Origin of the sequence: Enterobacter sp. S-33, assembly GCF_028735835.1 — a bacterium.
Taxonomy (GTDB): Bacteria; Pseudomonadota; Gammaproteobacteria; order Enterobacterales; family Enterobacteriaceae; genus Enterobacter; species Enterobacter vonholyi.
This window is the reverse complement of the sequence record NZ_CP117838.1, coordinates 927978-941655: the sequence shown is the minus strand read 5'-3', so window position 1 is coordinate 941655 and position 13678 is coordinate 927978. Positions and strand designations below refer to the sequence as shown.

The window sequence follows — 13678 nt, the reverse complement described above, 5'->3', positions numbered from 1 at the left end:
GGCTCGACGCCCATCATTTTTACACGCCACGCCTTCGAGAGTATTCACTTAATCGCTGGTAACGGGCGTCTTGTTCTAGCTGTGCATCAGCTTGCACTATTTGATCCAAGCATTGCCCCAACTCCTGAGGGCCCCACTGTTGGTCGACAATTACGGCATTCAGTAGGCCCAGTGCGTCCGCTGGATACCTGCTGCACATACCAGATTCGTGCAATAGGTGAACAACGTAGTGCGGGTGTTCGATCGGTTGCAGCCAGTCCTGCACCGCAGTCAAAGCCACCGGGAATTCACCTCGGGCGGCAATCACCATACGAGTCAAAGACTCGGAGATACGTGGGGTGGCCAGACCGCGAGATTTTGGCCAGATCTGTTGCCAGAATGGCTGGGCACGGTTTTTCCAATAGTCCTCACTCTGATCGGCCGTACCTTCAAGCGCTTGAGAGAGTGCCTGCGCGGACTCCTCCAGACCCTCTTGTGGGAGCGCGCCAATTGCCGATCGGAACTCCTCCACGGTGAATCCCTCGATTGGGCCCAATGCTGCATAAGTCAGAAAGGTTGCGAATTGCTGGCGGTGCTCACCAAGATCCACATAGTGGTTTGCGCTCTCCAATAACTGTGACTTGAAAGCTGTCAGCAACGGCTGGTACAGACGCGGCGACCAGAGGAAGCCTTCCCACACGGCTTTTGCTTCGATGGGATTGCTCCAGCTAAATAAGGGCAACAGGTTCTGTTCAGTCCAAGGGCGATCCACGCGGAAAAATGTGATCAGCCACGAACTCAGCAGTACCCGGGCATGGCGAAATCGATCTATCCGCACGTCACACAGTGTGGTGAAGATGGGCTTCAAGTCAGCAGGAAGCAGATCATTGTCGTTCGGGTTCTGCTTGAACCACAGGGAGATCAGTGCCTGCGTGACGTGCCCTATGGGATGGTTGATCGCCGAGCCGACAGGGTCATAGGTCTCGATTCCGTTTTTGATGGTGCGAGACTCAGCTCCTGTTTCCAGTGCTAGGACACGGCGACAAAGGTTCAGCAGGATGTCCTCTTGGTGTTGGTGGCTAAACTTTGAGGCTACCCTCATCCACCAAGTGACAGCATGGTCAATCTCCTGAAGTACTGCATCGGGCATAGTCTGTACCAGCGGTGCGGCGTATCGCCAAGAACGCAACACCATCCCTTCTTCGGCCCAAGTCTGCAAAGCTTCACGCCACCGGTCCAGAGGCCACACTCCATCTTGTGATAGCTCACGTAATGCGAACAGACTATGAAAAAAACGCGTGCGGCAAACATCACGCCACGTGTCTTCGTAGAAAGGCCGGCTTTCTGGCATTGGCTTTACGAGCCATTGCACCAGTTCCTGCCGCTTACGGGGTGCAATATCGACATCTCTGCTGTCCTCGTAGTCTGGATCACCGGTGCCGCTCATCCAGTGAGAGAACTCGTCTCGCTCGTTGGTTGCCAACTGCCATTGTGGGTAGGCAGTAGAAATTTCCGCCAGGCGTGCCGCCGCCGACAGCCCCAAAACGAGGCCCGATGTACTGAGCTTGGCAAGATGCAGCCAGACGGAACGTGCCACTAAGTCTTTCCAACGTTCGGCTTCCAAGTCATCCCGGTACATCTCGCGCGGAGGTCCAGCCAAGATGGCTGCTTCCAGACGGTCTTGTGCAATTCCTGCTAAATTACGCCCCTGCAAAACAAACAGCCTGAATACCTCCCGTCCGGTATTTGTGGACCACAGCCACCACGCACCTTCCTCCAGCAACCAATTTACCCACCTTTCGGGCGGTATGCTGTCGTCTTGGCTCGCTGCAAACAGAGCCAGACGTTTAAAGGTAGGGTATGGCAATTCAAACCAACTCAGAGCGATGCGCGTAGCGCGAGCACTATCGTTGGAGCGAACTACCAGCCATGCATCGCGCAGAAATTCAATCAGACTTACCCAGTCGCGGAAACCTCGGTTCTGCCAGTGCGGAGTGATGGAAGGAAGATCCCAATACGAGTGGTCGCTACGAGCGTCGGCGCCGCCCAACTCCCGCACCAGGTCTAGTGCATCACGCAACAATTGCTGGAAATCTTCCAACAAGTGTGGCAATGCAGATTTCCATGACTCGTCGGCAAGGTCGCGCAGGGTTGAATGCACGTGATCAGCTGCCAGTACCAGCTCCCAATCCACTAATTGCTTGAGTCGCGAGAGCTCATCGGTGCTGCTCGAATCGTCGTTGTTCCAGCGAAACGGCTTCTTCAACACCACCTTAGGGGCAAGTAACTCGCGTAACTCCAGACGCAATGTGGTGGTCAAGCCCTCGCGTTTCAGGCGGCCTTGCCAGCGATACAGCTCGTGGTTACTCCATGGCGATTTCACACGGCCACTGAGCAGAAGCCGCCACAAGGTGGACATCAGTGGACCAGGAATAGCTTTGGGGGCATGCAAGAGAATTTCATCCCGTTCCGACGTCTTGCCATACCGCTCTAGCGCTGTGAAGCGATCTAGTTCGTGCTCGATCAACCATGTCCAACGGTCGTGCATTTGCCCGCCGCGTTCTGCAATCCAGATGATCAGCCTTGGATCGTCCAAATAGCGAACTAGCCAGCGGGCTATATGGGACATCACGTCATCCCACTGACTAAAGCTGACTCCTCCAGAGACCAGCATGATCTGCGGAGCGCGGTCATAGGGCGCAGGCCGCCGAATCAGGCTGAATCGAAGTTTGGTGTCGACCTCTGCGTGCGGAGGTACATGGAAGCGCGGCAGGTCGCTGTACTGAAAGCGTTCGTCCGAGAAAGCTTCCAGCAGCCAGTCCAGCGGCGGGACGGGATTGAGGTCTGCAAAGCGTTTTGCTGGTAAACCTGATTTATCTGACAAGGCCCAAAGCATACGGCCAACGAAATCGTCCTGCGGTGTGCTGTCCTGCGGACGGGCCAGAGCATGTTTGACGACGATGGCTTCTTTTCCCTGTACACCATCGCGATAAGTATCTGCCCAAGCGTGCAACGTTTGGTGCAGCGCTGAATGGTCATAGGTACCCGCCGGTACGGTGTATAGGATGGGTGTGACGCCTTTGGCCTCCCACTCGATGGCTTTTAGGTGTTCCTGCCCCGGCTCGCAATCACCCAGTGACCATGCTTGCGGAGTGACTTCACCGAGCATCCGATCGGCCGCCAGCGCATCCATCATGTAGCGCAGGACCGGGTCGTTGATGCTGTAGCCCACGAAGCAGACCACATAGTTGCGGAACAACTCGCTCACGAAGCGGGCTGCCCAGCGCTCCGTGAGGTAGGCCAAACCAAAGTCGCCACTGGTGACTACTAGACGGTTCAGAGCAGTCTCGTCCACTTTTTCCGGCAGCAGCCCATGCAGGTAGACCAGCCCGTCCCAACGGCTGTTTTTCGGAGTTGGTAGCATCGGTGCGGCATAGGCCTGGAACGCTTGGCCAGTGCGTTTGGCTGCCACATGAAAGATGCGGTCAAAGTTGGTAGTAACTAACCGAACGGCACCTTCGCGGCTTCGTGCCAAGCGCAACAGTGCCGCTTGGGTATCGGTAGCCCCCTTGCGACGGAGCTTTGGCTTCAGGGCTTTTACAAGCGCGCGTCGGACGGCCATACGCTGCCCCGGCAAGCGCCGTTCCAGCAGGTCCAGAGTGGCGTCGAACTGCCCACGCTCGTAGGCCTCACGCTCAATTTCTGAAAATGTTGTACCGTTCAACTGATAAATCTGGTCCACCAAACCCTTGAAGCCGGGCAAATCGGCTGGGTAGGAAATTCCAGCTCCGCAGAAGAACACCACGCGGCCTTCCTCGTGGGCCTGCAGAAGTTCATCCGGAATGTCAGGCCCGTGTGTGATGAATTGCATTACTTTTCTTCCTATCCAATGCGTATATTCATTCGAGATAATGAGGGTTCAATGGGGCTAAAAGCTTATTATTTCGACAGTGTAGAGTCGACATCCTCACAAGCAACGCTACCTAGGGGACCTTATAACCTTGTTTTCTATCCGCTCACACCAAGTACAGACATTGCTATCATCAACCGGCCCCAATCTTCAGAGGGAACAGGGTCCCTTATTGCTTCGCAAGGTTACTAAAGATGCTGCTTCAACCAATTACGAGTGCCTTCAATGTCATACGCTTTTTCCCCAAATCCTTTCGCAAGCAGAGACTCAGGTAAGTATTCGTCATATTTATCTAAGTACTTTTCTGGAACATTTACAGCAAGATCAAACGCTGAAGGCAAGCCTGACAGCAGCATACCTTTAAGTGCCTGTTGAACAGAAGCGACACTTGAGCCGTCAATTTCTATAACTCCAGCCAATGAATTAGCTTTAAAACCACAGCGTATGAGCAAGGCTGTAATCGTATTGACAACTTTATCCCCCATCCAGGGTATTACGTAACAGTGTTGTCCACTCGTAATAAAACACTCATTTTGAAGTTTAAAACGCTGAAAGTTACTACAGCCTTCCGCAAATAGGTTTCTGGCGGCAGTATCGGCATAATCTACTTTCTTGCTACCTATTGCTATGCGGTAATCACCTTCCCTATAGATAGCGAGCATTTCCTGACGAACGGCATCATGAACAGACATACCTCCCCCACTAAATTGTGGTGGCTGACCGCCTTTGGTTGCCTCTACATAGATAACTTTTTTCTCTGTCTCGATCTCTGTCACTTTCCAGCGCCGCCCACCGAAGATGATGTGTTGGTCTGGTAGCAGTGGGGAGTCAACAGGCACTGTTCCAAGGGTTCTGTTTCCGGTGACAATGCGGAACTCTTCTGGAGTATTGAACACAGCATAAAAAGTGTAATGGTTAGTCAGTTTCTCCCCCTCTGCCCCAACAACCATTTCGCCGCTAGCAAGTTGAGTGAGTAGGCCACATGCTCCCATATGTTTAAGCAGGCTTTTGAAATCGTTTAAATCTACATTTCTGAATGGCCCTGTCTGGCATAGTTGTGTCCAGAGCTGGTCGGCACGCACTCCACCCCATTGTGCGGTAATTGCAAGAATCTGGTGTAGCAGCGTGGAGTAATGCATCTGCCGGGAATCGGCAGGCTCAAACCATTGTTTAGAGATCATCAACCTGATCATTGCCATCGACTGCACCAACTGGAGTCGTAGGTGATCAACGATACTGCTACTCACAGTAAGCTCATTTTCTGTAATTAGCATTCTAAGTATTGATGGGGAATCGCGTCGCCCAGAACGCCCCATACGCTGGCGCAAACTGGAAACAGAATGCGGAGGGGTAACTTGGATAACCGACTTAACCTTACCGATATCAATTCCCAACTCAAGCGTCATTGTACAAACAGCTGTAGTGGGCAAATTTCCTTTCTGAAGACGAGATTCAAGCGCCTCACGTAATTCCTTGGCAAGGGAACCATGGTGGGGGAAAAATTCATTCGGAACAATTTGTTCCTCACACATGTCGCTCAGCGTTGCCGCAATGCTTTCAGTGCGCTTTCGGCTGTTTGCAAAGACCAAATGAGAATCGCCACGGCAAAGTCTGAAAATGTCATAGCAAACGTCATGTTCAGCTGAACTCTGAAGTTCTTCCTCTTTTTGGATCACTCGCTCCAGGTACCCTTTGACCTGTACCTGAAGAGTGGCCGTGCTATTACTATCTGTAACAGTTACGCAGGGGAGTCGTTTGTCCGGGCGCAACATTTCGGGCACTTTCTCCAGTTCACCCAGCGTAGCACTCAACGCAACGCGGGGAATTGGATTTACCTGGCAACCTAGCACATGGTCAATTCTATTGAGCAGAGAAAGCAGCTGTACACCACGCTCTGAGCCAATAAAAGCATGAAACTCATCAATAACGATGTATGCGACTGAAAAAAATGCCTGTTTGAGCCAGCCCATTGAATTTATGAGCAAAGACTCAAGTGACTCAGGTGTAATCAGTAAAATGCCAGCAGGGTTCGTCCGAGCCTTCTTCTTTTTGCTTTGTGGTACATCCCCGTGCCAGGGAGTCACTGGCATTTCCAATGCATCTCCAAGGCTCTCAAGACGACGGTACTGATCGTTAATCAATGCCTTCAACGGACTGATATAGACGATGCCAAATCCATTCGTGAGATCTGCAACTGCCGAACAGGCAGGAAGAAAGAAAGCCTCTGTTTTACCCGCTGCTGTACCTGCACTGATTAGCACGTCTCGATCACGGGCTAAAATTGCCGGGATAGAACTCTCCTGCAAGGGCCTTAATGTAGACCACCCCTGCTTGTAAACCCACTTACGGACGCGGGGATCGAGGCTATCGTAGGCACTGCTCATAGTTTGAAGTTCGCCAGTCCGTCGTCGTCATCGCTTTCCTCCATAATGGCGTCATCCATATCGCTAGGTCTGTCCACTTCAATCGCCACACCCTCGATTAATGTTTGCCAGTTCATCGTTCTGTTTTGTTCGAGTACGGCCAGCATGTCCAGGAAGCCTTTTATGGTATTACGGGGGGTACGGAAGTAAGCGTCTCCAATGGTTTTACTACAGTGATGCAGGAATCCAGTCAGTGCCTCATCTGGTACCAGATAATTCTCTGGATCTCCGCCTGCATAAACATGACGAAGATTTCTCAGCAAAATATACAGTTCCTCAGGGGTGAGGCTGGCAAGATGCAAAGTGGGGGATGAGTAGTCAATCACTCCTGCTTTTTGCGCGAACCGATTTTCCGCCAGACGCGACTGGAGGGCCTCATAGCTGTAAAGACCTTTACGCGGATCGAAAAGAAACTCTGGCGTACCCCCGAGGATAAAACCAATGTTCTCAGCTGAGCCTTGCAGGCAGTCATTCAAGATCCGCAAAATCTGTTCGTAGTTCGCTGTTCTTGCTTGCGTATTATTCAGCTTAAAGAGGTTCACCATTTCGTCGAGGCTGACCAAAAGACCGGCATAGCCTGCCTGTCGGACAAAAAGGCTCATCAGCTTCAAAGAATCATAGAATGAAGCGTCTGAGATAATAGTCCGAACGTCGAGATCGTTACGGGCATCAGTTTTGGTGGTGTACTCTCCCCGCAACCAGCGAATAGCATTGGATTTTAGCGTTTCGTTATCCTGCTCATGCCCGCGCCAGAATGCATCAATGACCTTCGCAAAGTCATATCCACCCACCATATCTGACAGAGCTGTCAGGCGTTTATGAATAACTGATGAAACCTCGGAGCCGTCCGTGTCCGCTTCCTTTCTTGCCTCCGTAACGAATCTTTCAACAACGCTAAGTAACGCATTACCATCCGGCTTGTTTCTGGTGGACATGTTTTTCATAAGCTCAGAATAGAGATTACGAGCCTGACCTCCCGATGAGTGAATGCGCCTGTCAGGAGAAAGGTCTGCACTGACTGACACCAGCTTCTTCTCTAGCGCAATAGAGCGCACAACACTCAGAAAGAACGTTTTACCAGAACCATATTCACCGATGATAAGTCTGAAGCTTGCACCACCGTCAGCAATCCTCTCAATATCCTGGTGGAGAGCGGTGATCTCATTCACGCGGCCAACCTGGATATGCTGAATGCCTATCCTTGGCGTTACACCTGACTTAAGTGACTGAATAATAGCGTCGCGTTCTTTCACTCTTATACGTGTTACAGACATTCACTATCCCTCTAATTCTTTGGCAATTTCCAGGTCAACCCAGATATCATCATCGGCATCGTCCAGCACCGGAGCATCAACCACCGCATAGGACCAGTCATTGATCACCTCAAGTGCACCGCCGAGCATCAAATTCAAATTTCCGCACAATTCTGTCGCCTCTTTTCGGGACCATTGTTCTTTCTCCAGCAAACTGCGATAAAGCTGGCTATGTGCGGAATCAAGGCCCCCCACCTCCGTTGATGAGGCTGGAGCGCTTTCTGGCTCTTCCGGTTCTTCTTCAGTAAAAATTGTGTTCAGCAATTTACGAACATCATCCGTGGCAGATTCGTGGCGGGCAAGTACATTAGCATCCAGTATGAACCCAGCTGCTGTCTGATCAGTTGGTACAGACGAGACGAGATCATGTTCAATTGCGGAATGCTGATGGATATTGCTCGAGACAGATGAGGTATCCAGCCCCAAGCTTGAATAAATCTTCTCAAGCTGTTTGATTTCGGCAGGCGCTATTGTCCCATCCGAACAGGCAACACTAACGATAACCTTACCCACAGCAGTTTTTTCCGCGGCCCCCATCAACTCAATCCTGCTTTTCATTCCTGTCATATTGGCTGGGGTATGAAGTTGCCACGTTAAATACGCATGTAGAGAGCGTTTTTCATCATCGGTGAAGCCAGGATTGTTGTTGATGGTATTCTCAAGCACTTTCTGTTCAGCTTGATCAAGAGAATCGTCAATCAAGGCGACCATCGCCCCTAATCTGAGCGTCATTACGGCTGAGATAAATTCAGGAGAAGGTGAGAAGCGTCCACCTTCGGCGGCAGGGAATAGAACAAGTGTCCCATCAACATCCGCCTTCACATGGTGATAATACGGGTCAGGTGCCAGACCGTAACCCATCTTCAGAGCAAAGGCCTGCATCAAATCGGCCTCTTTTTTATTGATCTTATTGGGGCAACTGGTATTCATATGTGCCCAAAAGTCAGCAACTGAGACTAACCCCTCCTTGACGAGGATCGCCTCATCAGCCCAGCGTTTGAATGAGCTTAATATTTTTTCTGCGCTTTCATTAACGATCTCTGAAGGGAGCAACATAATTGCAGCCGTATCATTGACTGACGTACCTTTCCTACCAAGGTAGCGACTATAAGCATCAAGTTCATCCGTACATATGTCGGCAAGAGCCATAATTTTCTGGACAGGGCTCTTCAACGCACTTGGATCAGGCAGGTCGGGAACAGGAAGTCGAACACCTCGCAAACTAGGACTTGCTGGTGTGTAATCTAACCTTAGGCGCGTTTTATTCGCCTTAACGACCATCCCTTCACCATATTTGAGGGTGTAACGCCGTTTGAAAAGCGCAGCAAACTCTTTAGCACAGCGGCGAGCCGGGGTACGCAGCGAATACTCGGTGTGGTTTATTACCCAATTCAACGCCAGTTCAGCTGATACAGGAACTCCTTCATGTACAGTTTTTGCCAGAGCCAGCTTAAATTGCATGCTGTTGCTAAAACCTGAATTGCTATCGAGCTCAGTGGCTAAGCCCATGTTCGGGCGCAGAATAGACATGGCTTCGAGTAATTGGGCCGAATATCCGCGGAATGAGCGGTTCTCAATGAATACCGATCTTAACCGAGCGACTTCATTGAACAGATTACGGAACTCAGCATCAGGGAATTTTGGGTCAGTGGAATCTACGAGCGCTTTTCTTTCCAGGCCGTAGAGGTAGATAAAAACATAGCCGATAGGACACGATGGATCAGACCTATCGCTGGCGAGCCAACTGACATACGCTCCGCGTGCTTCTGGGGAAAGAGAGGAAAAACTGGGCCAGTATCCTAATGAACTGTCCTCGTAAAGATAAGAAGTAGGTTTTATCTTACATGTGTCATCAATTAATGATGCCTCACTTCCATCGTCATAATAGCCGCCTGATTCCTGACCGGAGGGCTTCATACGTTGCCCCACGTAAATGTGGCCACCGCTAATTGCTACACCAGCTACAGTTATCATCTCACCCGGAAGTACCCATCGAGCTAGTGCACCTGCTGACTTTGAGGTATTCCTGTAATGATTGGTTGTCACCTGAAGTTCAAGACCCCGGACACCGCTCAATGTAAAAGTTGCAAGGTTATCGTCTTCACTATCATCGTTTCGCACAACCGCCTCCTTTTTCTTGATGTCAGCAATCCATTCTTTAGGCGGTGCTTTGACGGTCCTTGAAACAAGAGACTCGGTGGATCTATGCTTTTTCTTTTTGAAAAACAACAAATAAACAACATAAATCGCCGCTAAAAATATCCATAACTCCATGAGAAGCAACCTTAAAATAACTTTTCACATATACCGGGCCGATGTTTATGAAAAATATGGCAAGAGGATTAGTCTTAAAATAATACATCTAAATCGCATGGGTTAAAAACAAAATGCGTCAAAAATTAAAGCATTGATTGAAATGAAAATAATTATCGATTAAGCATTTCTAACAAGAAATGAATCTTAAAGGGAGTGAAGTTGTGCTTGGCTCTTAGCCGTATTCATACCAGCAGGAGGCGAAGATTCAGGTACCAAGACCTCAAATATATAGAGGATAGTTGGCTTTTCAGGTTGGGATAGCTTTTTCGTTATAACAAAATGGATGTTTGAGAGACTATCTAAATATTTCTTAGATCGGTCCATTTATTCCCATAACATCTGACCAAACATACACTGCAAATTGACTCGATTTCCAAATTTTCTGTCCTAAATTTGTTCCACAGAAAAGTAAAGAAGGTAGGAGTACTGTGTAATTACTTGATATGACTGGTGCGATAATAGGAACATAACATAACCAATTAACACATTGATAAATATACACTTTTTTTGTTTCATCTTTATAAATGCCCCCTTTTATGCCCCCACCTTGTTTTTCATGCGACTCGATGAGGTTTTCATCGAGTCGTCAATCTCATCAAATTCTTCACGTATTGTGGAAACCTTCTCAGGTCTCCATCCCCTCACAGCCGTGATCGGCTAAGAACAATATTACTTACCTCCCTGTAAGAACACCGGGCCATCAGCCCGCACGCTTTCCTGGCATGAAGAATGTCGGTCGCAGTCAAATATGGTGCTTGTAACTGTGAGGTAAATCCATTGCGATCGATACGAACTAACTCATATTTCTCTACCAGAAAGTTAACGGCATTAGCCAGAGTGATACCGGCATCGATATGCTCCTTTATAACGGCTTCATCACTAAAAGGTGTGTCGCTTAGCATCAGACCATAGTGCTGTTTAAGCAAACGAGTAAGTAACATTTGCCAGATAGTCACAGGCGTCAGGCATGGCTTCGCCGCCCGCATATTTGTTGCAGGTAGAAATTTCATTTTTTCTCTCGTGAAAATAATTAACGTTGAGTGGGATAAACGGCGATGTATACGTAGCCGCAACTGCCGAGGGTATCGGCTTCGCAGGTAAAATCGTTATGGTACAAGGTGACGCAGCGGGCATGGTGAGGATTTATTTCACCAGAGGACAGCATCGATTCCATCTGACGGATAAAATGCGGAAATGCGACATTCAGCTTCAGGCATTCGGCATCACTAAACTTACCGGTAATACCCGCCCGGTCAGCCAGATAGTGCAGCTGGCTGCCCTCCTGAATTAATCTGGCTCCAAGCCGTGGAACAATATCGCTTTTTATTCCCCATTCGTGGGCTGGTATTAATGACATGAAAACCTTCCTTTAAAGCAAACCACGCTCAGCAAAAGACACCACCTCGTTTCCCACTACAAGATGATCCAGCACGCGCACTTCCACCAGTGCCAGCGCTTTCATAATCCTCTGAGTAATATGTTTGTCCTGCTGGCTGATTTCTGTCGTACCGGACGGATGATTGTGCGCCAGAATCACTGCAGCGGCGTTGTATTTCAGGGCTGACTTCACCACTTCGCGGGGATGAACTTCGGTATGGCTGAGCGTGCCGGTAAACAGTGTTTCTCGCTCCAGCAAACAATGCTGATTGTCGAGATACATCACGATGAAGACTTCCCGCTCCAGGTGAGCCATCTGCAGTAGCAACCAGGTTTTTGTGAGGCTGGTGGAGGTAAATGACTCACTCGGCTGACGCTGGTATTTCTCCAGCAGACGTAATGCTCTCTGGATGACTCGCTGCTCGTTTGCAGGAAATATCGGGGATAAATTGAGTGCGGACATAATTGCTCCTTAAAACAAAAAGCCCCGCCGGTTTAGTGGCAGGGCGTGAAGATAGGGTTGGTAAAAACTTCATGAAGAAAGCTGCAGCATATTTTCAGCCATCACCCAGAGGGCACGGTTGAGCTTCACATCACTGTCAATCCCCTTTACCGCACGGGTATGAGCACGTTTGCCTTTGGTTGTCCGCCCCGGTAGCCCGCCCTTAATCAGATTCTCCTGAATTCGCTGATAAGTGGTCCACAGGTCGTTGCTCTCATCTTGCCAACGGCGCGGGGAAAGGATTTGTGATTCGCTAACCGGCTGGTGCTCCTCACCAAAGCGATAGGTTAATGCCGCTTTTGCCATTGCCTGCTGAGCGGGTGGCGGTAACAAAAGCGACTGCATGGCATCGCGTTTCTCTTCTACACGGTCAAATATCCCCAGTACTTCGTAAGCCCCTTCGATGACTTTCTCTACTACGTTACCTTTATGTGGCACTCGCACCTCCCCGAATGACTCACCGCAAATCAGCCCATTTTGGCAAACCGATCTGAATAACCCCGGTAGCATCTGATATGAGCTGGAGCCGTCATGGCTGTTGAGCAGGATGATTTCCGGTACCTGATGCCCGGTAAGTTGCCCGGCTCGACGCAGACGAAGCATGTGTTTGGTGTGTTCCCGCTTGCTCTGATCACGGACCTTTGTCTGGCAAGCAAAGAACGGCTCAAAGCCTTCACGCTGCAGGCTTTCGAGAATGGTGATGGTCGGGATGTAGGTATAACGGTCTGAACGAGATTCATGCTTGTCTTCGCTGAAAACGCTGGGAACATGCAGCATCAGTTCTTCACGGGTTAACGGACGGTCACGGCGTATCTGGTTAATTCGGCCAAAGCGGCTGGCTAAGCGCATGGGTAACTCCTTTGCTTACAAAATGAAAAGGCCATACCTCCCGAAGGAAGTACGGCCTTTTAGTGAACTAAAATAACGGGGTTAATACCTGGGAGAATACGGTCAGTACCAGGGACGCCAGACGAACAGGCTGTATCCCAGAACAAGAATCAGGACATACAGAATGCAGGATCTAACATAGATAACGCCTGCTATTTTCATCCTCCCTTTTGTCATTTTGACCTCACCACCATGTTATAAAGCACTGCACCAAATAACGGGTCGAGTATCAGTGACACCATAAACCACAGCCAGAATGAACGCCCGCGTGATCTCGCACACTATCCGACCAGGGCTGAAGCCATCATCCATAACAACAGAACAATTATCATGCCAGTATCCTTACTGATGGTCGGCCAGACGCGCGAGGGAGGCAATACGGGTTTTACCCTGTGCCAGGCTGCAGTTATTGGCCCTGGCGGATACCAGTGCGCCAGCGAGCGCAGGGGCCAGTTTCGGAGCTGGATATTGCCAACTCCATGCCAGTGGACCGTGATCGGATACGCCGTCATTTTCATAGAAATGGAAAACAAAGCTTCCCTTTTTATAATCCAGCATGCGTGACGCAGCGCGTGTCAGATCCGGTGAGAGCTGGCTGTCGAACAGTGTCACAGGCTGTTCAGCATGAGCCGTCATCTGGTGCTCCCCCTCCGGGTAATACTGGATGGTCATACCCGTTGCGCCTGATGCCTTGCCACCGGTGATATCTTTCAGCCAGTAGAGAATGTTCAGGCGCTTTTCCGGGCCGTTGCAGGTAAGAATGAACTTCTGCCTTTCCTTACCTTTTGTGGCGCTAATGATAAAATCATCCACGCCATCCATAATGTGGTCATGCATGACTTGCACATTTCCTGCCACCACGCCTGTGAAGGTAAAGGGTTTAATGTCATATGCAGCAGCACAGTTCACCTGAGTCCATAACATCGCGACGACAATCAGCAGCCTGGGAATTACGTTTACCGTTTTCATC

Annotated in this window: 9 protein-coding genes; all 9 read right to left on the bottom strand. The window is 49.8% G+C overall.

The window, feature by feature from the left end; all coding sequences use genetic code 11:
* Positions 1 to 19: 19 nt before the first annotated feature.
* The 9 genes from dsr1 to PUP35_RS04325 all read right to left on the bottom strand — a co-directional run bounded on the left by dsr1 (position 20) and on the right by PUP35_RS04325 (position 13677).
* Complete coding sequence (gene dsr1 / locus PUP35_RS04365) at positions 20 to 3850, bottom strand: anti-phage defense-associated sirtuin Dsr1 (protein ID WP_274242184.1); 3831 nt, start codon at positions 3848 to 3850, stop codon at positions 20 to 22.
* Between the two features lie 227 nt (positions 3851 to 4077).
* Positions 4078 to 6273 carry a DEAD/DEAH box helicase gene (locus tag PUP35_RS04360; protein WP_274242183.1) on the bottom strand — a complete coding sequence of 732 codons (2196 nt, stop codon included), beginning with the start codon at positions 6271 to 6273 and terminating at the stop codon, positions 4078 to 4080.
* A complete protein-coding gene (locus tag PUP35_RS04355; protein WP_166876384.1) occupies positions 6270 to 7586 on the bottom strand; it encodes an ATP-binding protein in 1317 nt (438 codons plus the stop codon). The genes PUP35_RS04360 and PUP35_RS04355 overlap by 4 nt, the downstream gene beginning before the upstream one ends.
* 3 nt (positions 7587 to 7589) lie before the next feature.
* Positions 7590 to 9899, bottom strand: coding sequence for a tellurite resistance TerB family protein (locus PUP35_RS04350; RefSeq protein ID WP_274242182.1), 2310 nt, complete (start codon positions 9897 to 9899; stop codon positions 7590 to 7592).
* A 683-nt stretch (positions 9900 to 10582) separates the two neighbouring features.
* Positions 10583 to 10951 (bottom strand): TA system toxin CbtA family protein, encoded by a 369-nt coding sequence (locus tag PUP35_RS04345; protein WP_274242181.1) that lies wholly within the window; start codon positions 10949 to 10951, stop codon positions 10583 to 10585.
* Between the two features lie 20 nt (positions 10952 to 10971).
* Positions 10972 to 11298, bottom strand: a complete 327-nt coding sequence (locus PUP35_RS04340; protein WP_274242180.1) for a type IV toxin-antitoxin system YeeU family antitoxin — start codon at positions 11296 to 11298, stop codon at positions 10972 to 10974.
* Between the two features lie 12 nt (positions 11299 to 11310).
* The gene (gene radC, locus PUP35_RS04335) at positions 11311 to 11781 is read right to left on the bottom strand and encodes a RadC family protein (RefSeq protein ID WP_274242179.1); all 471 of its coding nucleotides are present in this window, start codon (positions 11779 to 11781) and stop codon (positions 11311 to 11313) included.
* Positions 11782 to 11850: 69 nt separating this feature from the next.
* A complete protein-coding gene (locus tag PUP35_RS04330) occupies positions 11851 to 12669 on the bottom strand; it encodes a DUF932 domain-containing protein (RefSeq protein ID WP_274242178.1) in 819 nt (272 codons plus the stop codon).
* A 381-nt stretch (positions 12670 to 13050) separates the two neighbouring features.
* Positions 13051 to 13677, bottom strand: coding sequence for a hypothetical protein (locus tag PUP35_RS04325; protein ID WP_274242177.1), 627 nt, complete (start codon positions 13675 to 13677; stop codon positions 13051 to 13053).
* Between the last annotated feature and the right edge of the window lies 1 nt (position 13678).

Coding starts and splice junctions, on each gene's coding strand:
- PUP35_RS04360 (WP_274242183.1), bottom strand. CDS start 6,273: ATGAGCAGTGCCTACGATAGCCTCGATCCCCGCGTCCGTAAGTGGGTT.
- PUP35_RS04345 (WP_274242181.1), bottom strand. CDS start 10,951: ATGAAATTTCTACCTGCAACAAATATGCGGGCGGCGAAGCCATGCCTG.
- radC (WP_274242179.1), bottom strand. CDS start 11,781: ATGTCCGCACTCAATTTATCCCCGATATTTCCTGCAAACGAGCAGCGA.
- PUP35_RS04330 (WP_274242178.1), bottom strand. CDS start 12,669: ATGCGCTTAGCCAGCCGCTTTGGCCGAATTAACCAGATACGCCGTGAC.
- PUP35_RS04350 (WP_274242182.1), bottom strand. CDS start 9,899: ATGGAGTTATGGATATTTTTAGCGGCGATTTATGTTGTTTATTTGTTG.
- PUP35_RS04355 (WP_166876384.1), bottom strand. CDS start 7,586: ATGTCTGTAACACGTATAAGAGTGAAAGAACGCGACGCTATTATTCAG.
- PUP35_RS04325 (WP_274242177.1), bottom strand. CDS start 13,677: ATGAAAACGGTAAACGTAATTCCCAGGCTGCTGATTGTCGTCGCGATG.
- PUP35_RS04340 (WP_274242180.1), bottom strand. CDS start 11,298: ATGTCATTAATACCAGCCCACGAATGGGGAATAAAAAGCGATATTGTT.
- dsr1 (WP_274242184.1), bottom strand. CDS start 3,850: ATGCAATTCATCACACACGGGCCTGACATTCCGGATGAACTTCTGCAG.